Below are 23,834 nucleotides of genomic sequence, written 5' to 3'. Positions count from 1 at the left end.
GTTCCGTCATCGGGGTCCGTGTCCGATCTCGCCCTGCGGGGCCGCCGCCACCCGATCGAGCACCGAGAGGAAGTTCGCCGCCCAGCCCTCGATCGTCGACTCGTCGAACAGGTCCGTGGAGTACTCGAACGCCGCCTCGACGCCGTGCTCTGTCGGCATGAGTACGACGTACAGCTCGGTCCGCGCCACGCCTGCCACGGCGAGGCTCTCCACGGCGGCCGAGACACCGGGAAGCGTGAGGTCCGGCGGTGGGGTCGTGACGACCGCGAACAGCACCTGCGGTGTCGGTATGTCGGCTCCGACGGCGTCCGCCACCTGGCCCAGCGCGAGCGCGTGGTGATCGAGCGCGACGAACGTCCGCTCGGTGACCGCATGGACGAGCTCGTCGAAACGCAGCCCGTCGGAGAGAGTCACCCTGACCAGCAGCGCCTCCCCGACCGGCCCGACCACGCCGGTGTGCTCCGGGCGGACGCGGCTCGCGCTGGACACCGGCACCACGATGTCCCGCTGCCCGCACAGTTCCGCCATCCACACCGCGAACGCCGCCGTGAGGACGGCAGCCGGGGTGGCGGCGATCTGCGTCGCGGCCGTCTGCAAGAGCCGGACGGTCCGCGCGGGGACCTCGAACCGGTGCAGCGCCCCTCGGCCGGAGAGCCTGCCGGGATGGCGCCGATCGTAGGGAAGCTCGAAGCGCAGCCGTGCTCCAGCCAGTTCCGTACGCCAGAACGAGACCAGCGCATCACGCTCCGCATCGAGCTGCGCCACCCGCCACCGTGCGTAGTCCGGATACCCGAGCACGGTCGGGATGCCGGTGGTAGTGCCGTTCACCTCGTCGGCGTAGAGCGTCGACAGGTCCCGCCAGATGACACCCATCGACCATCCGTCGCAGATCATGTGGTGCAGCACCAGCACCAGCACCCGTCGCTGCTCGCCGAGCCGGCCCAGCTGAGCCCGCCACAGCGGCGCCTCATCGGGCGCGATGACCGCGTTCGCCGCCGCTTCGCACCAGCGCTCCACGCCCTCCGGCTCAGCTGGCAGGTCGGTGACCGACAGCCGCACGGGCAGCTTGGCGAGGACCTCCTGGACCAGTCGGTCATCCCGGGGGACAAGACGGGTCCGTAGCGCGGCGTGCCGGCGTACGAGCGAATCGAGGGCGCGCTCCAGCGCGAGTTCGTCGAGGTCACCCTCCAGCCGAATCCGGTGCGCCACGTTGTAGACGGCCGGACGCGGGTTGGCGTGATGCATCCGCCACGCCCGCTGCTGGATGCTCGTCGTCGGGGCGGTGTCCGACACGGTGGCGGCGTGGATGCGCCTCGCCATGTCCCGGATGGTGGGTGCCTGGAACAGGTCAGCCACCCGCAACTCGACGTCGAGCGCGTCCCGTACCCGATTGACGAGTTCGACCGCCGTGAGCGAGTGCCCGCCGAGCGAGAAGAATGAGGCGTCGACCGGGACGCTCCCCAACCCCAGCTGCTCCGACCACAGCGCGTGCAGTCTCCGCTCCAGATCTGAGGCCGGTTCGGTGCCACGCCGGTGGCTCCAGTCCGGTTCGGGCAGCCGGCTGCGGTCGAGCTTGCCGCTGGCGTTGACCGGCAGTTCCTCGACCCGCACCCACTCGGTCGGAATCAGGTAGCTGGGCAGGCTGGCCGCCAACTGTTCGGCGACGCGGTCGATGTCGGCCGCGGCGTCGGCGAGCACGACGTACCCGACGAGACAGGTCTCCCCGCGGGAGTCCTGGCCGGCCAGCACCGCGGCGTCTCGCACCTCGTCCAGCGCGTAGAGCGCCCGCTCCGCTTCCTCCGGCTCCACCCGGTAGCCACGGATCTTCACCTGGTTGTCGAGGCGGCCGAGGTACTGCAGGGTGCCGTCGGGTAGCCATCGCGCCAGGTCGCGAGTCCGGTAGAGCCGCCTCGTGGGTTCAGCCGGATCGGGGACGAACGCCTTGGTGGTCTCCTCTGGTCGGCCCACGTACCCGCGGCCCAGGCAGGCGCCCCCCAGGTGGATTTCGCCCACGGCCCCGACCGGCACCGGCAACTGTCGCTCGTCGAGCAGCCGGACGACGACGTTGTCGATCGGGCGGCCGATGGGAGGCTTCTCGCCGGCGTCCGGGTCGACGCGGTGGGTGATGGTGATGATGGATGCCTCGGTGGGCCCGTACTCGTTGTAGAGCGCGCAGTCGGGATGCGAGGCGAGGAAGCGACGCAGAGCCGGCGTCAGGATCATCTCCTCGCCGGCCGACACGACCTCGCGCAGTGACGGCATCGCCGGTTCGGTGTCCATCAGGTACCTGAGCGGGGTGAACGGCATGAACAACCGCTCCACCCCGTGACGTCTGATCGCCGCGACCATCGCCTGGGGTTCGTAGCGCGCCTCGTCGGGGATCAACACGAGCGCGGCTCCGGATGCCAACGTCGTGAAGATCTCCTGGACGCTCACGTCGAAGCCCACCGAGGTCCACTGCAGGGTGCGTAACGTCGGCCGGTGCCGCAGGTACCAGCCGACCAGGTTTGCCGGGCCCCGGTGCGGCACGGCGACCCCTTTGGGGCGGCCGGTCGAACCCGACGTGTAGATGCAGTACGCCAGGCTGTCGGGGCCGCCGGCCCGTGGCGGAGCACTGTCCGCCCTCGGGTCCGCTCCGTGCGGGGCGAGCATCTCCATCCCGAGGCGAGCGGCGAGTTTCTCCTCGTCCGTCACGAGGAGAACGGCGCCGCTGTCGCGGGCCATGAAGGTCAGCCGGGACTCCGGGACGCCGCCGTCCAGTGGCAGGTAGGCGGCACCGGCCTTGTGCACCCCGAGCAGCGCGACGATGAGATCCACGCCGCGCGGCAGGCACACCGCGACGACGTCGTCCGGCCGTACGCCTCGGTCGCGCAGCCGCCACGCGATCGCGTTGGCGCGCCGATCCAGCTCGCGGTACGTCAGTCGGGTCTCCCCGGCAACGAGCGCGACCGCGTCCGGGGTTCGTGCGACCTGCCGCTCAACCAGCTCGTGCAGGCAGGCCGCCGGGTCGTCGTGGCGATCGCCGCCCCATCGGCCCATCGCAGTCCGATCCGATTCGACCGGTGCCGTCAACGCTGACAACGCCAGATCCTGCCCCGCAACCGCCCGCCTGAGCACTGCCTCGAGGTAGGCGAGAACCCGGCGTACCGACGTCTCGTCGAACAGGTCGGTGTTGTATTCGACGACGCACTGCACCCGGTCGGGATGATGCGTCAGGTAGAGGGTCATGTCGAGTGGTGCCCGGTCACTGGGCACGTCGAGCAGCGTGGCATCGACCCGCGGCGGGTCGAAGTCGACGGTGGCTGCGCTCTCGTACTCGACCAGGACCTGGAACACCGGGTTGCGGCTCGGATCCCGCTCCGGGTTGACCGCCCCGACCAGCTCGTCGAACCCGACTCCCGCATGGTCGAACGCCTCTGTGCTGGCGTCCCGGACTCGCTGCACGACGGCGCCGAGGGTCGGGTCACCGGACAGGTCGATGCGCAGCGGTACCGAGTCGATGAACAGACCGATCAGGTCCTCCGTGCCGGCGGGCCGGTTGGTGAGGACGGTGCCGAGCACGACGTCGTCCTGGCGGCTGAGTCTCCCGAGCACGGTGGCGATCCCGCCGAGCAGGGTCATGAACGGCGTGACCCGGTGCTCCTGACTGATCCGACGTACGGCCGCAGCGACGTCGGCGTCCAGGTCGTGCACGAGTGCGGCGCCCCGCGCCGTCATCACCGGCGGTCGGGGCCGGTCCGTGGGCAGGCGCAGCGGTGGCGCCCCGGCGAGAGCAGATCGCCAGTAGTCCAGGTGCCGCCGCTTCTCCTCGCCCGTGACGAGGCGTGCGCGTACGTGGTCCGGATAGCTGATCGGTAGTGGGGCGAGCGGCGGTGGCTGGGTCGGCCCCGACCGGTAGAACGCGGCGAGATCCCGGACGAACACCGCGGTGGAGAACGAATCGAAGACGAGATGGTGCGCGTAGAGCATCAGCACGTGCTCAGCCTCGCCCAGCCGGATCAACCTGATCCGCAGCAGCGGTCCCGTGGTCAGGTCGAACCCCTGGGCGCCGAACTCGACCACTGCGTCTCGGATCGCCTGGTCGTCTGGAACACCCGACCGGTCGACCAGCGGGCAGTCCATGTCGACTGAGGGCAGGACCACCTGCTGCGGCTCGCCATCGACCTCGCGGAACACCGTACGCAGCGGCGCGTGGCGCTCCACCACCTTGCGCAACGCCCACCGCAGTGCGGTGACGTCTAGCGCGCCGTCCAGCCGGATCGCCTTCGGCTCGTGGTAGCTCGTGCGCGCCGGGTACATCTGCTCCAGGAACCACATTCCCCGCTGCGCCGCTGCCAGCGGCGCATGCTGTGTGACCTGCCGCGGGTCGCGTCCCGGGTCCTGCTGCCGCACGCGTGCCTGGTCGACGAGCCGCAGGCTTCGCAGCATCTGCTTCGTTGACACACCGAAGTCGACGAAACACGCGATCTCGTCGACGCCCATCTCGGCGAGACGGTCGATGATCGGGGCGCAACTGTCGGGTGTTCCGATCAACGCCCGGTCCTCGCAGTACCGTCCGTAGGCCTGCTCGAGCAGGAAGTCGACGTCACTGTCGGGAGTGGTGTCGTCGATGGTGATGCCAAGGCTGTTGGTGACGCCGCCGAGGAGCGACAGCGACGAGCGCAGGTAGTCGCAGAACGGCGGGAACGCCTCGGCGCGGGTGCGTTCGAGGTCGTCACCCAGGTACGTGTGAACCAGGACGACCACCCGGCCAGCATCCGGATCGAGCCCGTGCTCGCTTCTGGTGCGGCGATAGAGCGAGATGTTCTCGGCCAACTGGTCGATGGACTGAGTCATCAGATTCGTCACCACGCCGAGATCGGCGGCGGCGGCCGACCGGTACGAGTCCGGGTTGGCCACGACGGCGACGAAGAACGGCGGCATCGTCTGCAGCGGTCGTGGGAAGATCCGGACGTCGATCCGTTCACCGTTGCCGGATGTGGCGGGCAGCGGTTCACCCGACCACAGCGTGCGGACGGTCGTCAGGTGCTCGTACATGAGCTGTCGATGGCTGCCGAACGCGTCCGGGCTGAGCGCGAAATCGTTCGGGTGCCAACCGCTGGCCACGCACAACCCGACGCGGCCGCCGGAGAGGTTGTCGACCACCGACCATTCCTCGGCCACCCGGATCGGGTTGTGCAGCGGCAGCACCACGGAGCCCGCGTTGATCCTGATCCGGGACGTCTCGCGGGCCACCGCGGCGGCCAGCACGACCGGGTTGGGGAACAGCCCGCCGAACGAGTGGAAGTGCCGCTCCGGAAACCACACACCGTGGAAGCCGTGCTGATCGCCGAACCGCACGGCTTCCATGATCGCGGCGTACTTGTCCTGCTGGTCCTGGTCCGGGTAGTCACCGAAGAAGTACAGGCTGAAATCGCACGCGCTGGTCCGCGCCGGCCGCGCCGGCGGCGCGGGTCGAGGCCGCGGCGGTGGCGGCGTGGGCACGGGTCCGGTGACCTGCGTCGTCCTGCCCGGCGTACCTGCGGCGGCCGAGGCGACGGCGACGGCTGCGGCAGGCGGGGTGGGCACCTGGGGTCCGGGTTGAACCGGCGGCACCGGCGAGCCGACCGGTGATCCGGGCGTTCCACCCAACACGGCCAGCTGCTCGCGCATCACGGAGGTGACCTGCTCGACGAGCTGTTCGGTGAGTCGGAGCTGCTGGGCGATGACGTCGGCGACCTCCGCAGACGGCGCGGCGCTCGCCTCGGGCGGCGCGTCGGCCCCGGATGCGGTCGGTGCGGGCCCTTCGTCAGCCGCCACCGGATCGGTCGGCGTCTCCGTCGGGTCATCCTCGGCGCCCATTCGGTCGGCGATCAACGCGGACAGGCGCTCGGGGTTGTCCGCGATCGTGAACAACTCCCGGGCAGCGAGTTCGATCCCGAACGACTGCCGCACCTCCTGCACGACGCGCAGCATGGACAGCGAGTCGGCACCGAGTTCGAGGAACGCCCGCTCCGGCCGGACCTCGGCCAAGGCGGCGCCCAGTTGCCGGGCAGTCAGGTCACGGACGGTCGCCAGCACCTCTGCGCGCCGCGCTGCCGCAGCGGCCGGCACGGCAGCCGGTGCGCAGGCCCGCGCTTCGCCACCCGCGGTAACCGGTTCGTGGGAACTGGTGGGGCCGTCGGCGCCGATCCAGTAGCGCTTGCGCCGGAACGGGTAGCCGGGCAGGGGTATCCGCCTTCCACCCCTGGCTACCTCCGCCCAGTCCACCGGATCGCCGTGGCGGTACAGCTCTGCGACGGCGTGCTCGACCGCCAGGACCGGGTGTGTGCCTCGCCGTTGCGTCGCCACCCAGGCAGTGGTGGGGTTGGCGCGTCGCCCCACCCCGCTCAGCACCGCGTCCGGGCCGATCTCGAGGAACCGGTGACAACCCTGCGCCACGAGGGTGCTCACCGCGTCGGCGAACAGCACCGGCCGGCGGATCTGCCGGGCGAGGTAGTCGGTCGGCATCACCGTGCCCGACGTCAGCAACCTCCCGGTCAGGGTGCTGGCCATCGGCGTGCTCAGCGGTGACATCCGCACGGTCGCCGCCCGCGCCGCGAAGGCGTCGACGATCGGATCCAGAAGCCTGCTGTGGAAGGCCCGGTCGACCGGCATCCTCTGCCACCCGATGGCGTGTCGGTCGAGCCACGCGGTCGCCTGCTCGACGGCGGCTTCCGGCCCGGCCAGGACGTACTCCTCGGAGCCGTTGACGGCGGCCACCTCGACGTGGATGTCGGCGAGCATCGGGGCGATGGCGGCGCGGCCGGCCAGCACTGCGATCATCGAGCCCGGGGGAGTGCCCTGCTGCATCAGCCTGCCGCGCGACGCCGTCAGCCGGATCCCGTCGGCGAGCGACATGCCCCCCGCGACGCAGAGCGCCGCGTACTCGCCGACGCTGTGCCCCACCACGAGGTCCGGCTCCAACCCGAAGGCGCGCCAGAGCTCGACCAGGGCGACCTGGAACGCGAAGAGTGCGGGCTGCGCCGTGTCGGTGGGCCAGAGTCGCTGATCGTGGCGTCCGCACAGCAGCGCGAGCAGGCTGGCGTCGTTCTCCGCGGTGTACAGCCGCTCGCACTCGTCGAGCACCCGCCGGAAGGCCGGGAATGCCTGGTAGAGCTCGTCGGCCATGCCGGGGCTCGCGGCGCCCTGGCCGGTGAAGGCGAATGCCAACGGGCCGGGCCCGCCGGCAGGGACCTCGCCGGCCAACGCCTCGTCGAGCGCATCGGCCAGTTCGGTGGCGCTGCCGCCGACGACAGCTAGCCGATACCGGCGGTGGGCTCGGCCGAGCGCGGCGGTGGAGACCACGTCGGCGCCCGGCAGGGCCGGATGATCGCGCAGATGATCGCGCATCCGGCTGGTCAGCTCGGTGAGCGCCTCCGGGTCGGCCGCGGAGAGCGGCAGGACGCGGAGTGTGCCCGGCGCCGTGTCCCGCTCGAATGCCGGTGGCGGCTCTTCCAGAATGACGTGCGCGTTGGTGCCGCCGACGCCGAGCGCGCTGACCCCGGCGCGGCGGGGCGCCCCATCGGTCGACCAGGGCCGCAGTTCGGTGCCGAGCACGAATGGACTGCCGTCGAGGTCGAGTTCCGGGTTCGGTCTCCGCAGGTTCACCAGCGGTGGGAGCGTGCGGTGTGACAGCATCAGGACCGTCTTGATCAGGCCCGCCATGCCCGCGCAGCTGTCCAGATGACCGATGTTGGGCTTGACGGAGCCGACGGTGCAGAAACCGACCTTGTCCGTCCGGTCGCGTAACGCCCTGGCCGCCGCGCGAAGCTCCACCGGATCACCGAGCGGCGTCCCCGTGCCGTGGGCCTCCAGATAGGAGACGGTCTCGGCCGGGATGTTCGCCTGGTCGAGCGCCCGCTTGATCACGTCCACCTGCCCCGCCACGCTGGGCGCCGTGAAGCCGACCTTGCCCGTCCCGTCGTTGTTCACCGCCGAGCCGAGGATCACCGCGTGGATCGTGTCGCCGTCCTCCACGGCCCGGTCCAGCCGTTTGAGCAGTACGGCGGCCACCCCGTTGCCACCCACCGTGCCGTCGGCGTCGGCGTCGAACGCGCGACACTGTCCGGTCGGGGAGAGGATCGATCCGGGGTAATGGCGGTATCCGTTGGCTTGCGGGACGTGGACTGCGGCGGCACCGGCCAGGACGAGATCGGCATCACCGCTGCGCAGCGCCTGGCAGGCCAGGTGCACGGCGACCAGCGAGGTGGAACATGCGGTCTGCACACCGATGGCGGGGCCGGTCAGGCCCAGTCGGTAGGCGACCCGGGTCGCCAGGAAATCCGGTTGGGTGCCGATGGCCTTCCGCATCGTGGTTATCGGGTCGTCCTGACCGGCCATCAGGTTGTTGAGCAGGTAGTTCTGGTGCGTGTAGAGGTTCATGCCGCTACCGGCGAAGACTCCGATGCGTTGGCCGGCTGTCGCGCCGGCGTACCCGCCGTGCTCCAGGGCGTGGTAGCAGCACTCGAGGAACAGCCGGTGCGCGGGATCGGTCAGCTCGGACTCCGCCGCGCTCATGCCGAAGAAATCGGCGTCGAAGGCGTCGATGTCGGCGAGCGCGCCGGTGACGGGAACGAAGTCGGCGTGGGCACGGTCGGCGGCGGGCACACCCGCCGCCGTCAGCTCCTCCGCGCCGAACCGCCGGACACTCACCACGCCCCCTGTCAGGTTCGTCCAGAAGTCGTCCAGAGTGTCGGCGCCGGGAAACCGCGCGGCCATACCGATGATGGCGATCCGCTGGTCGGGGGCAGTCACGGCGCGCGGTTGCCGTTCGGGTGGCGGGGCGAGCGAGCTGAGGTGGCTGGTGAGCGCGGCGATGGACGGGTGCTCGAACATCGCCAGCTTGCTGAACTCCATGCCGAGTTCGTTCTGCAACCGGGCGTGCAGCCGAACCATCGTCACGGAGTCGATGCCCACCTCGTAGAAGCGCGCGTTGTCGTCGACGTCGGTCTTGAGCACGGCGTGGAACACAGCCCGCACCGCGCCGCGTAGTCCGGCGGGCGTGGCGACAGCACCGGCGGTGGTGGGGCGAGCGTCGAACTCACCGTCGAGAAGCCGCCGACGCAGTGCCGCGCGCTGGACCTTGCCGCTGGCCGTTTTCGGGAACGCGGCGCGTGGCACCGGCACCACCCGCGCGGTCAACCGCAGCCGGACGAAGAGCGTCTGCTGGATGGCCCGGACCGTGCCGGCCGGCTCGGCGCGGTCGGTGCCGAAGAACACCACCAGTGTCTCGGAGCCACTCGTCGGATGCGGCACGCCGCAGGCCGCGACAAGCCCTGGGACGACGTCAGGTGCTTCAGCGGCCACGCTCTCTATGTCGTGGGCGTAACACGTTTGTCCGTTGAGGATGATCCGGTCGCCTTCACGACCGGTGACGACGACCTGGCCGTCCTTGCCGAACGCCAGGTCCCCGGTGTTCAGCCAGACCTCGTGCTCGGATTCGCCCGTGACGAACGCGGCCCGGTCGGCGTCGGAGTTGCCGAAGTATCCCGCCGTGACCCGGGCCGAGCTGACCTGCAGTCGCCCGATGCGTCCCTCCGGTAGCACGACGTTGTGGTCGTCGACCACGCGAAGCGTCGCTCCCGGTGCCGGCGACCCGACCGCCACGAACGTGACGTGGCCGTCCACCTCGGCCGCCTCGTCCATCCACGTCAGTTCCCCGGCGAGGCTCGACGTGTGGATCCGGTGCACGTTAGCGTCCAGGCCTCCGTGCGCGAAGCTGATGCCGGTGACCGTCTCGGTCATTCCCCATGCGGGAACGAAGACCTCCGGCCGGATGCCGAAGGGCGCGGTGGCGCGGAGAAACTCCGCCATGACCGGGACAGTGATCTGCTCGCCGCCACTTACCAGGGTGACGATCGAGGACAGGTCCCGGTGTCCGTCCGTACGTCCCGAGAGAGCCTCGTTGACCAGTTGGTACCCGAAGTTCGGCGACCAGGCGTGGTTGACCTTGTGTTCGACGATCAGGTCCAGCCAGCGCACCGGGTCGGCGAGGACCAGGTCGGTGGGCGCGTGCACGTTGGTGCACCCCACGAAGACCTCGAGCAGGTGATAAAGGAGGAACGACGCGCTGTGGTCAAGTGGGAGCCAGTTCAGCGTGACGTCCCCGGGGCGGATCGGCAGCAGCGCCGGGGTCCCCGCAGCGAACTCCACCAGGCCTCGCTGCGTGAGCTGGATGAGTTTGGCGCTCCCGGTGCTCCCGGAGGACATCATCAGCATCGCGACATCGTCCGGATCCGGTTGATGCACGTCCACGGCGGGCGGATGCTCGACGTACGCCCCGACATCGAGGAGCCGAAGCCCGTCGGGCAGGCCGTCGCGGTCATCTGCGGTGCAGAGGACGAGCGGCTCACCGAGCAGCCGCGCCGCGCGGCACAACCGGTCAACTCCCTCGGCGACCGCGGCAGGATCGGATGGGCGAGCGATCAGGAGCGGACGGATCCCGCCGAGTGCACAGGCCCAGAAGGTACTGACGAAGTCCAGCGGCTGCCCGCTGTACAGGACGACGTGGTCACCGGCTCGCAACCCCTGGTCGCGCAGCGCGCTGAGGATTCGACGGGCCCGGTGCAACAGCGCCGGGTATAGGAAGGACTCAGACCGTCCTGGCCCGGAGACGACGACGACACCGGCGTCAGGGAAGTGCTCCGCGGCGCGCAGAAGCGCCTCAGGCAGACACCGTGGATAGTCATCCGCCAGCTCCAACGGTGGGCCGCTGTAGAAGGCCGGTCGGTCCACGCTCTCCCCAATCGCGTCGTGTTCGCTGCTTGCCTGGCTGCGCCAGCAGAGCCCGCCGCCGCCCCGTGGAGCGTACGCACGCTGAGCAACCTCGATGGCAGGTAGCGCGCACGCCGATTCACGGACGAGCACGACCCGCGCCGTACGGCAACTTGATCACGGCGCCCGTCATCGGCGGGTCGCGGCCGAGTCGGTGGGGCGACCGGCGCGGTCGCCGTCGCCGGCAGTGCGCTGGTCGACCCGGGTGGGATCGCTGGCCCGACCCACCGCGGGGCTGCTGCTCAACCATGCGTCGTGCGCCCCGGCTCGCCGAGCCGACAGACAGGCTGACGTACGGCGCGAGGTTCCGATCGGCCCGGTGGTGGTAGTTGGTCATGCCTTGACTATATACAACCGATCGGTTGTATATTTGACCCGTGGCCAAGGAGAGCGACGACCGCGCGGACGCCATGTTCCACGCGCTCGCAGACCGCACCCGGCGCGACATCCTGCGCCGCGTGCTGGCCGGGGAACACTCGGTCTCCGCGCTCGCGGCGAAGTACGACATGAGCTTCGCCGCGGTGCAGAAGCACGTCGCCGTGCTGGAGAAGGCTGGTCTGCTGACCAAGCGACGCAGTGGTCGCGAGCAACTGGCCAGCGGTGACGTGGAGGCGGTGCGGTCGGTGGCGTCCATGCTCACCGAGCTCGAACAGGTTTGGCGTGGCCGCATCGCCCGCATCGACGTACTCATCGCATCGGACCGTGATCAGGAGGACTGAACCATGCCCGTGACCGACGTCCAGCACGACCTTGACAACCTGACCCTGACCATCACCGCGGAATTCGCCGCGCCGGTGGAGCGGATCTGGCAGGTCTACGCCGACCCCCGCCAACTGGAGAAGGTGTGGGGACCGCCGACCTACCCGGCGACGGTGGTCGACCACGACCTCACGCCTGGCGGTCGCGTGACCTACTACATGACCGGCCCGGAGGGCGACAAGCACGCCGGATACTGGCTGGTCACCGCCGTGGACGAGCCGAGGGCCTTCTCCTTCGACGACGGCTTCGCCGACCTGGACTTCAACCCGAGGCCGGAACTGCCGGTCTCCAAGAACGCCTACACCTTCACCGAGCACAACGGCGGCACCCGCGCGACCTACGTGGGCAGGTACGCCTCCGCCGAGGCACTGCAGCAGGTGCTGGACATGGGCATCGTGGAGGGTGCCAGTTCGGCGATCAACCAGATCGACGACCTGGTCACCTCCTGATCGTCGTGGGACCGGGGCCGCCATGGCCCCGGTCCCACGACGACGCGCGATCGCGCCGAGCAGGACCTCGACAGCATCGCCGACACGGTGAGCAGTACTCGTTGCGGAGTAGGGCGAGGTTTGCCCGGCGACCGCCGGGGCCGACCGGTGTGGTGCCGTGCGCGGCGGCCTACAGGCGGTGCCGGACCCAGACGTTGGGCTCGACGTAGACGGCGTGGTCGTGCGCCACGTCGCAGTGCACGGGCACGAGGGCCCCCGGCACGTGGACCGGTCCGCTGGTGTCGAACGGCAGGCCCGTCCAGCGGCGCCAGTCGGCGAGCGTCCCGGTGATCGTCATCGACCGGGGAGCGACGCGTTCGATGCGCCCACCCGCGCGGACGTGCACCCGCAGCCACGGGTCGACCGGCAGGCCGTCCTCGCGGACCTGCGCCGCGTACTCCGTCATCGGCAGGTCGGGCCGGGTGTGCTTGCCGCTCGGGCGGACCGGCGCGACCAGCGTGTCGTAGCCCCGCTTCGCGACGGTCTCCCGCATGGCGGCGAGCATCAGGGCCGACAGGCCGGTGCCCCGCCGGTCCGGCCGGATGCAGATCTCCAACGCCGAGACGATGTTCGGGGTGGCGCCGGTGAGGCGGTTGATGGTGGCACGCTGGATCACCCGGTCCCAGCCGCCGTCGGGCAGCTCCGCCTCCGTCCAGCGCAGCGGCACGGCGTACGCCCGGGCGACGGCGCGTCCGGGCTCGGCGGAGTCGACGGCGGCGAACACGAACTCGGGGTACAGGTCGTGGGCGACACCGTAGTACACCGCGCCCATCGGGTCCCAGAGCATGAACTGCGGCCACGCCCCGTCGAAGTCGTCGTCGAGCAGCGGTGCCAGGTCCGGACGGTCCGCCAGGGTCACGATCTCCAAAGCCACGGCGGAACCCTAGAGGGTCGGGGCCGCGCGGCGCACCTCGGATTCGGCCGGGGGCGGTTGTGAGTCGCGGAACATCGCTTCGCCCTTGACGAGCCACGCGGCACCGAAGGCGAGCACCGCCACCGCCTCGCACCAGAACAGCGGCTTGAGCGTGTCGCGGACGGAGAAGGGCAGCGCGTTGCTCGCCACTGCGAGCGCGATGGCGCCGATGATGATGCCGCCGCAGGCGTAGAAGATGCCGTTGCGGGCCCGCGTCCGCCCTGTCGCGGGGACCGTCGAGCCGGTCTGGGGGAACAGGAAGATGCAGAAGACGGCCAGCAGCACGAACAGGGCAGCGGCCGAGACCTGGTGCAGCCGCCCGATCGTGACGTCGGTGGGCGTGAGCGTTCCCCTCGGCGCACCCGTCGCGGCGGGGAACAGCGCCACCGCGATCGCCAGCACGCCGGCGATCGAGCTGAGGACGTCGTCCACCTTCCGGTAGCGGTAGCAGACGAGGAAGACGCCCATGGCGCACATTCCGCCGACGAAGACGTCTCGCATGCCGGTGTGGTAGGAGGCGCTGATCGAGTCGAGCAGAACCAACCTGCCGGTGAGCAGCGCGTTGCCGACCGTCAGCACGATCGGCAGCGCGATGCCGACCGTGCCGATCCCGAGACGGAGACGGCGGAGGGTCACGGCGTCCTGCGGCGGCTTGACGGGCGTGGACATGACGCCTCCCCACTGTTGCAACGGTCGGTCAGGTGAGCCGGGCCGGCGGTGCTGTTGCAAGCAGTGGAATCCGTACGACGCTCCGTGTCAATGAGCCTGTCCCCGGCAGGGGCGTCAGTGGTCGCGGTAGAGCGCCTCGATGTCGGCGGCGTAGCGCTCCTGCACCACCGCTCGCCGTACCTTCAACGTGGGGGTGAGTTCACCGTCGGCCTCGGTGAGGTCGCGGGGAAGGACGCTGAACTTCTTGATCTGCTCGGCCCGGGACACCGCGCGGTTGGCCCGGTCGACCGCGTGCTGGACCGCCTCCCGCAGCGCCGGGGAATCCCGCAGGTCCGACACCGAGGCGTCCGCGCGACCGTGCGCGGCCCGCCACCCCGGCCACGCCTGCGGGTCGATCGTGACCAGCGCGACGAGGTACGGCCGGCCGTCGCCGATCACCACGCACTGGCTGACCAGCGGATCCGCGCGAACCTGATCCTCGAACGGGGCGGGGGCGATGTTCTTGCCGGACGCCGTGACGATGATGTCCTTCTTCCGCCCGGTGACCCGCACGTAGCCGTCCTCGTCGAGTGCCCCGAGGTCGCCGGTACGCAGCCAACCGTCGGTGAACGTCTCGCGGGTGGCCTCCGCGTTGTTCCAGTATCCGGGGAAGACCACCCCTCCCCGGGCCAGGATCTCCCCGTCCTCGGCGATCGCGATCTCGACTCCGGGCAGCGGACGGCCCACCGTGCCGATCCGCATTGCCGCCGGCGTGTTGGCCGTCAGGGCGGGCGAGGTCTCGGTCAGCCCGTACCCTTCGAGCACCGTGAGGCCGGCGCCGCGGAGGAAGTGCGCGAGCCGCGGCGCCAGCGGTGCCCCGCCGACGATCGCCACCCGGCAGCGTCCACCCAGCGCCGCCCGCAGCTTGCGATAGACCAGCACGTCGCACACCAGATGCGCCAGCCGCAGCACGGTCCCCGGTCCGCCACGGGTGTCCCGCGCGCGGCTGTACCGCACCGCCACCCGGTCGGCGACCGCGAACAGCCAGCCCCGGTGCTCGTCGGCCGCCTTCCGTCTCGCCCGGTCGTAGATCTTCTCGAACACCCGCGGCACGGCCAGGACGAACGTCGGACGGTACCGGCGGAGCTGGTCCAGCACGCCGCCGATGTCCGCGCTGTGCACCATGGTGGCGCGCGTGTGTACGACGCCGACCTGGATCATCCGGGCGAAGGCGTGGGCCAGGGGCAGGAACAGCACCGTCGACGCGGCGGGACGGAACACCTCCGGCAGGATCGCGGTCGCGTTGCCGACGTCCAGGGCGATGTTGCCGTGCGTCAGGACGCAACCCTTCGGCCGTCCGGTCGTGCCGCTGGTGTACACGATCGTGGCGATGTCGCCCGCCGACACGCGCCGACGGCGGGCCGCCACCTGCCCGACGTCGACGGCGCGGCCGGCCCCGGCCAGTCGGATCAGGTCGCCCGCGTCGATCTGCCACGCGTGCGCCAACGCCGGCAGGGAGTCGCGCAGGCCGTCCAGCATCGCGGCGTGCCCGGCCGTCTCCACCACGCAGGCGACCGCGCCCGAATCGGAGAGGATCCAGGCCAACTGGTCCGCGCTCGACGTGTCGTACACGGGAACCGTCACCGCGCCGACGGACCACAGCGCGTAGTCCACCAGGGTCCACTCGTACCGGGTGCGGCTCATCAGCGCCACCCGGTCGCCCGGCTGGACACCCGTGGCCACCAGACCTCGGGCGACCGCCTGCACGTCGTCACGGAACTGTCGGCAGGTCACGGTCGTCGCGCCACGCCACCCGCGAGCCGGCCAGGACCGGGGGTCGGCGTCCGGCCGTACGAACTGCGTCTGGTCCGGATCGCGTTCGGCGTTGTGCCACACCACCTCGGCCAGGCCGAGCTCGACGTCGGTGACGACCGGCGCAACCGCCATCTCCCGCACGCTCGTCCACCTACCCTCAGTCAGGTCGCTGAGAGTTCGATGATGAGGCGTGCACCGGCGTCCGGTCGCGCGAACGGCGAAACCGGGCCTGCTGTTTCCGCGGCGTGGTAGCCGAGCGTCCCGGCGGCTGAGGGCGCCCGCCATCCCGCCCGCCGAAGGTCCCCGCGGCCCGGCTTTGTGGCCGCCGCCGCAGGTGGTGGCCGATCCGCGGGCAGCCGGTCTATGGTGACGCCGTGATCCTCTGCGGCCTGTCCGGGCAGCCCCGCTCGTCGGGGCCGCGGGCCGCTGCTGCGCACTCACGCCCGGTCCCCGCGGCAGCGGCGCCGTCGACGAACGCGCGGGCGCGCCTCGTCACCGACACGACCATGCGTCACCTCGTGGTGTCGGTGGTCGCCCGCGTCCGCCGGGGCACGGTCGCGCCGATCGTCGCGCCGCCGACCCGGCGGGCGCCCGGCCAGCGCCGCCCGCCGCCACCCGGCCGACATCCACATGTCCGGCACCGGCGGGCGGAGCGCATCAGCGCTCCGCCCTTTCTTTTCGTCCCGAGCAGGAAGGAACCCCGAGCGTGTACGTCGTGAGCAGGCAGGACGAGTTGGGCGTGCTGCGGATCGTCCTGGAGGAGCAGTACGAGCGGCACAGCACCCAGCTGGCGCTGCTGGACCGGCAGGCCCGCCGGATGCGCGCCGACGGCGCCGACGTCGAGGCCGCCTCCGCGTTGACCGCCGCCACCCGGCGGGCCCTGGGCGACATCGCCCGGGCACTGCACTACCTGGAACAGGGCCACTACGGCACCTGCGATGGGTGCCACGGCGACATCCCCATCGAGCACTTGGCTCACCTGCCGTCCGCCCGGTACTGCACCACCTGCCAGCCTGAACCCCACCAGCAGGCCACCCACGGCACACACACCGCCGCCCCCGCCGGCGTACCTCTCGAAGACAAGTGGCCGAAGGCCGGAGCGCCGTCCTGGCGCCGGCTCCACGGCCGGTAGACCACACGATCAGACGGCGCGGGACCTACGCGGCCTCCGCCGCGATCTCCATGAACCGGGCGACCTGCAGCAGCTCCCGCGCACGGAAGTAGGCCGCCCGGTCGCGCCACACCTCGGGGCGGATGCGCTCGTCGAGCGCGTCGACGGCGGTGGCCAGGAGCTGCCGCTGAGCCGGCGTCAGGGTCCCCCCCCCCGCCGCCAGGCATGCGCGGACGCAGGAGTCCAAACACACCTCGATCCGGTCGAGTGACGGCAGCAGGGCGGGGCGGCGTTCGCGTTGCCAGAACCGGAGCGCGTGCAGCGCCGCCCACCCGGGCGCGCCGTACCAGTAACCGCGCCGATGGTGCGGATTCGGGTCGTCCGGGCGCGGGCTGCGCCGGCCACGGCGCTTGGCGGCGCTGCGCGCGGCGGCATAGCGGCGACGCTCGGCCCGCCTGGCGAGCCTGCTCGCGACGAGGGCGTCGAGCGCCCGGAGCAGAGCGGCCTCGTCCCGCTGGAACGACCCAGCCTGCTCCTCGAGGAAGCTGAGCGTGGCGTGGAAGCCGATCGGCCGGTACGGCTGCACGCAGGACCGCAGCGCCGACACCCGGCGCCGGTGCGGCAGGGCCGGATCGCGGACCTGGCGGGCGTAGGCGCTGAAGCTCACGACGGCGAGGCTAACCGGACGCGGCGCGGCCCGCCGACCGTGGTTCCTGGTCGGCGGGCCGCGCCGCTTTGCCGGGGTGAGTCGGGCCGAGCCGGCCGGCCCTGGGCGGTGCCGGTCAGCGCAGCGGGTCGAAGGGGCGCAGCTCCACGGGCTGCCCACCGCCGGTGATCTGCTCGGCGAGCAGTTCGCCGGTGAGCGGGCCGAGGGTGATGCCCCACATGCCGTGGCCGCCGGCGGCGAAGACGCGCGGCGAGCGGGTCCGGCCGATCAGGGGCAGGCCGTCGGGGGTGCAGGGCCGCGCGCCCACCCACTCGTCGGCGCGGGCGTCGAGGTCGGCGCCCCGCAGCAGCGGCCGCGCGGCCTCGGCGATGGCGGAGATGCGGCGACGGTCGAGCGGCGCCTCGGCCCTGCGGAACTCCATCATCCCGGCGACGCGCAGCCGGTCCCCGAGGGGCGTGCAGGCGACGCGCTGCGCGGGGAAGTAGACCGGACCGGCCGGCATGTGCTCGATCGCGACGCTGAAGCTGTACCCGCGGCCGGCCTGCACGACGGTCCGGACGCCGAAGCGCCGACCCAGCTCACCGAGCCAGGTGCCGGTCGCCAGCACCACCGCGTCGTAGCGCTCGTCCGTGCCGGTGGTGGTGACCACCCGGACGCCGGTGCCCTCGTCGCGGATGTCGGTGACGTCGACGCCGGCGACGATCGACGCGCCGCGGGCGCGGACGGAGTCGGCGAGCGCGTGCACGTACTGCCCGGGGTTGATGTACCGCTGGTCGTGCAGGCGGATGGCGGCGCCGACGTTGTCCGACAGCGACGGCTCCACCTCGCGCGCCTCGGCCCCGGTCAGGACGTCGAACTCGATCGCCTGGCCGGCGGAGTGGATGTGCGCCAGCTCGTCCAGCAGGACCGACCGCTCGGCCTCGGTCCGGTACGCGGCCATGAACGACTTCGCCTCGTGCGTCATCGCCCCGACCCCGCCGGCCGCCAGCGCGTCGAACGACTCCAACGCGCGCCGGTTCATCGGGATGAACGCCTGCATCGCGGTGCGCCACTTCGACGGGGTGCTGTGCCGGGCGAAGCCGGTCAGGAACCGCAGGAGCCGGGCGTCGGCGCGCGGCGGCACGTAGACCGGCGACGACGGGCTCAGGACGGCCCGCAGCCCGTAACGCAGCACCGCCGGCTCCGGCAGGGGAGTGGTGATGCCGGGGGTGAGCCAGCCGGCGTTGCCCCACGACGCGCCCGCCGCCACGCCGGTACGGTCGAGCACGGTGACCTGGACGCCCCGTTCCTGCAGGAACCAGGCGGTGGCCAGCCCGACCATCCCCGCGCCGACGACGGCGACGCGCTGGGGGGCGGGGGCGGACTCGATGGGGGGCATCCGTTTCTCTCCTTCAGGGCAACCGGTCTCTCCTTCGGGGCGACCGGGATCGCGCCCATCCTGTCCCCGACCCGCCGGTACGTCATTGTTCCGGCAGGCCAAGGCTTGTCCCGACGATTGGCCGAAGCGAACAAGGACGAGGCACAATCTGGTCGTGATCACCGTGGCTGGCGTGGTGGACGCGGTCGGCGCCGCGTTGCTCAAGGTCGTCGTACCCGCCGACGAGGCCGAGGTCCGCGACGTGACCCTCGCCGAGGTCGACGAGGCCACGAGCGGCCAGAGCGGCGACCTCGTGCTCGGTGCGGGCATCGGAACCCCGGACCAGGCGCTCGCCGTCGTCGCGCGCTACGCCGAGGCGGGGGCAGCCGGCCTCGTGCTCAAGCCTCCGCTGGCCGGGCACCCCGCCGTGACGGCGGCCGCCGCCGAGCGGCGGCTGACCCTGGTCGAGCTGCAGAGCCACGGTTCGTGGGCCCAGCTCGTCTGGCTGCTGCGCGGGGTGATCGACCGGGCCGTCGCGCCCGGCCCGGCCGACACCGGGGAGACCGGCGTGTACGACGAACTGTTCGCCCTCGCCGACGCGACCGCCGCCGTGGTCGACGCGCCGGTGACGATCGAGGACGCCCAGTCCCGGGTGCTGGCGTACTCGTCACGTCAGGACCGCACCGACCCGGCACGCGTCTCGACGATCGTCGGGCGGCGCGCCCCCGGCAACGTGGTCGCGCACTTCCGGTCCCGTGGGGTCTTCCGCAAACTGGCGACCGGCAGCGAGCTGATCTTCGTGCCGCAGGGGCCCGACGGGACGCTGCCCCGGCTCATCATCCCGATCCGGGCCGGGGGCGAGCTGCTCGGCTCGATCTGGGCCGTCGTCGAGGGCCCGGTCCCCGCCGCGCGGCTGCGCGACCTCCAGGGCACGGCGTCCGTGCTGGCGCTGCACCTGCTCCGCCTGCGGGTGCAGGCCGACGTCGCGCGCCGGGTCTCGGCCGACCGGCTGCGGGCCGCCCTGCGGGCGCCCGGCCGGATGGGCCGGGAGGAGTTGGCGCTTCCCGAGGGCCCGTGGCGGGTCGTCGGGCTCGGCGCGCACGGCGGCACGGGGGAGATGGTGGACAACCTGGCCATGTGGGAGTCGATCACCCGCCGCCACGGGTGGCGCCAACCGCTGATCGCGGACGTCGGCGACGTCCTGTTCGCCGTCCTGGTCGACGGCGGCGAGTCGCCCGGTTCCCGGCGCTGGATGGAGCGGCTGATCCGCGACATCGCCGTGCACGACCCGGGGCTGTACGCCGCGTCCGGCGGCGTCGCCAGGAACCTGACGGACCTGCCGCGCTCCCGGGCCGAGGCGGCGGAACTGCTCGCGCTGCACGGCCCGGCCCGGCAGCGGGGACCGGTGCTGCGGTTCGAGGACCAGTGGGCGGAGGTGGTCGTGCACCGCGTGGTCCGCGCCGTGCCGAGCGCCGACCTGCTGGTCGGCGGCCCGCTGCCGGACCTCGTCGCCCACGACCGGCAGCACGGCACCGACTACGTCGCCACCATCGCGGCCTGGCTGGAGCAGCAGGGCGACCCGAAGCGGGCCGCCCGGCAGTTGCACGTGCACCCCAACACGCTCCGGTACCGCCTGCGCCGCCTCGCCGAGGTCGTCGCCGTCGATCTCGAGTCGCCGCGTACGCGGTTGGCGTTGCAGATCCAACTCGCGGCGCTGGGTCCCGCGCCGACCGCGCCCCGCCCGACGGCATAGGGGGACCGCTTTCAACGTTCCGGAGTGGGCCTTTCGGCGCGACTTGTGCGGAGTGACGTCGGCCTCGACAGCCGGAAATCCGGAAGCCGAATGTCACTGCCGGTCGTTAGTCTGCCCGCGGACATCGCTGCGCACGTGACAGCGCGCGCCGGCCGTACCGATCGGCGCCTGGCCAGCTCCCGCTGGCCCAACGGGGATCAGGAGACTTTGTGACACAGCAATCCATCGCGACCTCAGACAAACTCGACGCCGCAGTCCTCAAGGTGGCAGGGGTCGTCGTCCTCGGCGCGATCATGTCGATCCTCGACGTGACGGTCGTCAGCGTCGCCCTGCCGACCTTCCAACGCGAGTTCGACGCGTCCTACGCCCAGGTCGCCTGGACGATGACCGCCTACACGCTCGCGCTGGCCACCGTGATCCCGCTCAGCGGCTGGGCCGCCGACCGGTTCGGCACCAAGCGGCTCTACATGATCGCGCTGGCCCTGTTCACGATCGGGTCCGTGCTGTGCGCCACCGCCGACACGATCGGGCAGTTGATCGGCTACCGCGTGCTGCAGGGCCTCGGCGGCGGCATGCTCATGCCCATCGGGATGACGATCATGACCCGGGCGGCCGGACCCCACCGGATCGGCCGGCTGATGGCTGTCCTCGGCATCCCGATGCTGCTCGGGCCCATCGGTGGTCCGATCCTCGGCGGCTGGTTGATCGACACGGCGAGCTGGCACTGGATCTTCCTGATCAACCTGCCGATCGGCGCCGTCGCGCTCGTCTACGCCGCGCTGGCGCTGCCGAAGGACGCCCCCGAGCCTTCCGAGTCGTTCGACTTCGTCGGCATGCTGATGCTCTCGCCGGGGCTCGCGCTCTTCCTCTACGGCGTCTCCACGCTGCCTGAGGCAGGCACCTTCGCCGACCCCGAGGTGTGGGCGCCCATGCTGGTCGGCGGAGTGCTCGTCGTCGCGTTCGTCCTCTACTCCTTCAAGCCCCGGCACCCCCTGCTCGACCTGCGGCTGTTCGCCAACCGCAACCTGACCATCGCGTCGGTGACCATGTTCGTGTTCATCATCGCGTTCATGGGCGCCGGCATTCTGTTCCCGAGCTACTTCCTGCTGGTCCGCGGCGAGTCGACGCTGGCCGCCGGCCTGCTGATAGCGCCGCAGGGCATCGGCGCGATGATGACGATGCCGGTGGCCGGAATGCTGGCCGACCGGGTGCCCGTCGGTCGCACGGTGCCGTTCGCGCTGGTGCTCATCGCCGCCGGGTTCTTCACCTTCACCCAGCTCGGCCCGGACACGTCGTACTGGCTGCTCTGCGGGTCGCTGTTCGTCATGGGCCTCGGCATGGGCGGCACCATGATGCCGATCATGACCTCGGCGCTGAAGACTCTCAGCGCCCACGAGGTCGCCCGCGGCTCCACGCTGGTCAACATCCTCCAGCAGATCGGCGGGTCCGTCGGCGCCGCGGTGATGTCGGTGATCCTCACCAGCGAGCTGAACGGCTCGCGGCCGATCCCCGGCGTGACCGACCCGAGCGGCGAGCCGGTGACCGAAGCCGGCCTCGCCACCGCCGTCCAGCAGCAGCCGGAGCTGGCCCAGCAGTTCCCGGTCGACCCGTCGCTCATCGACCGTGGCCTCGACTTTGCCGCCGGTGCGTTCGCGAACACGTTCTGGGTCGGGTTCGCGCTGGTGCTGGCCACGTTCATCCCGGCCGTGTTCCTGCCCCGTCGGCGCGAGCCGTCGCACCTGCTCGACGGTCAGCAGGCGGAGCAGGAGAAGGTTCCCGTCCTCCTGCACTGACCCGCGCCGGGCGGGGCCGTCGGGCACACCCCGGCGGCCCCGCCCGGTCCGTGGACCGCTCCGTGATTGGATGGCTTGATGCAGTTCACCGTGACAGACGCGCCGGAGCGGGAGCGGTTCGAGGCGCGGGACGAGACCGGAGCGCTGGCCGGTGTCGTCACCTACCAACTGACCGGCACCATCATCGCCTACACCCACACCAAGGTCGACGCGGAGTTCGAGGGCCGGGGAGTGGCATCGACCCTGGCCCGAGCGGTGATGGACGACGCCCGCGCCAGAGGCCGGACCGTGGTGCCCATCTGCCCGTACCTCAGCGGATGGCTGGAGAAGCACCCCGAGTACGACGCCATCGTGACCCGGTCGACGCGCAAGGTGAAGTAGCGGGCCCGGGTCACGTCGCCGACAGCCGAGCGAGACCGCCCGCGGGCTGGGGTCCGTCCCGGCGCGTCGCCTGACGGCCGCACATCCGGCGTCTCTGTGGCGGGCGTCGCGGTGACGGTCCCGAGACGGCGGGACGAGGAGAGTGGTGTCGCGCTCGCCTGTCCCTGGCGGGCGACGCCGGCATCAACTGGCGTGTGTCGAAGACCCCGGGGTACGCCATGAGAAGACGCAGCGTTGTCGCCGGTATCGCCCTCGTCGTCTGCGTCAGCGTCGCCGGGCCGCCCGCCACGGCGACCGCTCACGCGCCCAGCGGCGAGCGCGGATTCGGCTGGCGCGGGTTCGACTTCACCCGGCCGGAGACCGTCGCCACCGGCCTCGAAGCGCCGTGGGGGCTGGACTTCCTGCCCGACGGCAGTGCGCTCGTCACCGAGCGGAACAGCGGGCGGGTCCTGCGGGTACGCCGCGGGTCGGCCCCGCAGCAGGTCGCGCAGATCTCGGGGGTCGTCGCGACGGGAGAGGCCGGGCTGCTCGGGCTGACCGTCTCGCCCCGCTACCGCACCGACGGATTCGTGTACGTGTACTTCACCTCCAGCGTCGACAACCGGATCGTCCGCTTCCGGCTCACCGCGCCGCAGGTCCAGCAGCCGGTTCTCACCGGGCTCGCCCGGTCCGGCGCGCACAACGGCGGGCGCATCGCGTTCGGCCCCGACGGGATGCTCTACGCGGGCGTCGGCGACGCCGGGCAGCCGGCCACCGCCCAGGACCCGTCGCACCGCAACGGCAAGATCCTGCGGATGCGGCCGGACGGCACCGTGCCGTGGAGCAACCCGACCGCCGGGTCCCTGGTCTACAGCCTCGGCCACCGCAACGTGCAGGGCCTGGCCTGGGACTGGCGGGGTCGGCTCTACGCGACCGAGTTCGGTTCGAGCCGCTTTGACGAGGTCAATCGCATCGTGCCGGGCGGCAACTACGGCTGGCCGGTGGTGGAGGGAGTGGCCGGCGACCCGCGCTTCCGCGACCCGATCGTGACGTGGACGCCCGCCGAGGCGTCGCCCAGCGGCGCGGTGATCGTGGGCAGGACGCTCTACGTCGCGGCCCTGCGCGGCGCCCGGCTGTGGGTCGTACCGCTCGACGGGGCCGGCACGCCCACCGCGCAACTCGTCGGCACCTACGGCCGGCTGCGTGCCGTCGCGTACGCACCGGACGGCTCCCTCTGGGTGACGACCAGCAACCGTGACGGCCGGGGCGTTCCCGCGGCAGGCGACGACCGGATCCTGCGGTTCCCGCCGCGCTCCTGGTGGCGGTGACGCCCGCGCCCCGACCCGGGCACGCGTCGTCGGTCGCGCAGGCGCACC

The 23,834-nt window shown here is 71.6% G+C and carries 13 protein-coding genes; 7 read left to right on the top strand and 6 right to left on the bottom strand.

Features of this window, described 5'->3' with window-relative positions:
* Positions 1 to 6: 6 nt before the first annotated feature.
* Positions 7 to 10,755 (bottom strand): non-ribosomal peptide synthetase/type I polyketide synthase, encoded by a 10,749-nt coding sequence (locus ABT006_RS30735; protein WP_350711970.1) that lies wholly within the window; start codon positions 10,753 to 10,755, stop codon positions 7 to 9.
* Between the two features lie 416 nt (positions 10,756 to 11,171).
* On the opposite strand from ABT006_RS30735, the gene ABT006_RS30730 reads away from it, so the two are divergent.
* Together ABT006_RS30730 and ABT006_RS30725 are read left to right on the top strand one after the other, a co-directional pair.
* Positions 11,172 to 11,513: an ArsR/SmtB family transcription factor gene (locus ABT006_RS30730; RefSeq protein ID WP_350711969.1), complete on the top strand. Its 342-nt coding sequence runs from the start codon at positions 11,172 to 11,174 to the stop codon at positions 11,511 to 11,513.
* A 3-nt stretch (positions 11,514 to 11,516) separates the two neighbouring features.
* Entirely contained in the window at positions 11,517 to 12,002 is a 486-nt protein-coding gene (locus ABT006_RS30725) for an SRPBCC family protein (protein ID WP_350711968.1), read from the top strand.
* A 169-nt stretch (positions 12,003 to 12,171) separates the two neighbouring features.
* On the opposite strand, the gene ABT006_RS30720 is transcribed toward ABT006_RS30725, so the two are convergent.
* From ABT006_RS30720 to ABT006_RS30710, 3 genes are all read right to left on the bottom strand, one after another.
* The gene (locus tag ABT006_RS30720; protein WP_350711967.1) at positions 12,172 to 12,915 is read right to left on the bottom strand and encodes an N-acetyltransferase; all 744 of its coding nucleotides are present in this window, start codon (positions 12,913 to 12,915) and stop codon (positions 12,172 to 12,174) included.
* 9 nt (positions 12,916 to 12,924) lie between these two features.
* A complete protein-coding gene (locus tag ABT006_RS30715) occupies positions 12,925 to 13,623 on the bottom strand; it encodes a DUF998 domain-containing protein (RefSeq protein ID WP_350711966.1) in 699 nt (232 codons plus the stop codon).
* Positions 13,624 to 13,737: 114 nt separating this feature from the next.
* Complete coding sequence (locus ABT006_RS30710) at positions 13,738 to 15,558, bottom strand: AMP-dependent synthetase/ligase (RefSeq protein WP_350711965.1); 1,821 nt, start codon at positions 15,556 to 15,558, stop codon at positions 13,738 to 13,740.
* 574 nt (positions 15,559 to 16,132) lie between these two features.
* On the opposite strand from ABT006_RS30710, the gene ABT006_RS30705 reads away from it, so the two are divergent.
* Positions 16,133 to 16,549, top strand: a complete 417-nt coding sequence (locus ABT006_RS30705) for a TraR/DksA family transcriptional regulator (protein WP_350711964.1) — start codon at positions 16,133 to 16,135, stop codon at positions 16,547 to 16,549.
* A 25-nt stretch (positions 16,550 to 16,574) separates the two neighbouring features.
* Here ABT006_RS30705 and ABT006_RS30700 read toward each other — a convergent pair whose 3' ends face one another.
* Positions 16,575 to 17,195, bottom strand: coding sequence for a hypothetical protein (locus tag ABT006_RS30700; protein WP_350711963.1), 621 nt, complete (start codon positions 17,193 to 17,195; stop codon positions 16,575 to 16,577).
* A gap of 115 nt (positions 17,196 to 17,310) precedes the next feature.
* Positions 17,311 to 18,573: an NAD(P)/FAD-dependent oxidoreductase gene (locus tag ABT006_RS30695; RefSeq protein WP_350711962.1), complete on the bottom strand. Its 1,263-nt coding sequence runs from the start codon at positions 18,571 to 18,573 to the stop codon at positions 17,311 to 17,313.
* A gap of 154 nt (positions 18,574 to 18,727) precedes the next feature.
* Between ABT006_RS30695 and ABT006_RS30690 the strand changes: the two genes are divergently transcribed.
* The 4 genes from ABT006_RS30690 (at position 18,728) to ABT006_RS30675 (ending at position 23,786) form a co-directional block, all read left to right on the top strand.
* Positions 18,728 to 20,305, top strand: a complete 1,578-nt coding sequence (locus ABT006_RS30690; RefSeq protein WP_350711961.1) for a helix-turn-helix domain-containing protein — start codon at positions 18,728 to 18,730, stop codon at positions 20,303 to 20,305.
* A 209-nt stretch (positions 20,306 to 20,514) separates the two neighbouring features.
* The gene (locus ABT006_RS30685) at positions 20,515 to 22,098 is read left to right on the top strand and encodes a DHA2 family efflux MFS transporter permease subunit (RefSeq protein ID WP_350711960.1); all 1,584 of its coding nucleotides are present in this window, start codon (positions 20,515 to 20,517) and stop codon (positions 22,096 to 22,098) included.
* A 78-nt stretch (positions 22,099 to 22,176) separates the two neighbouring features.
* Complete coding sequence (locus tag ABT006_RS30680) at positions 22,177 to 22,479, top strand: GNAT family N-acetyltransferase (protein WP_350711959.1); 303 nt, start codon at positions 22,177 to 22,179, stop codon at positions 22,477 to 22,479.
* Positions 22,480 to 22,697: 218 nt separating this feature from the next.
* Positions 22,698 to 23,786, top strand: a complete 1,089-nt coding sequence (locus ABT006_RS30675) for a PQQ-dependent sugar dehydrogenase (protein WP_350711958.1) — start codon at positions 22,698 to 22,700, stop codon at positions 23,784 to 23,786.
* The last annotated feature ends 48 nt before the right edge of the window (positions 23,787 to 23,834 follow it).

The organism is Micromonospora sp. NPDC002717 (assembly GCF_040295705.1).
Classification (GTDB): domain Bacteria; phylum Actinomycetota; class Actinomycetes; order Mycobacteriales; family Micromonosporaceae; genus Micromonospora.
The sequence above is the reverse complement of the archived record's forward strand: the minus strand, read 5'-3'. Positions and strand labels throughout refer to the sequence as shown.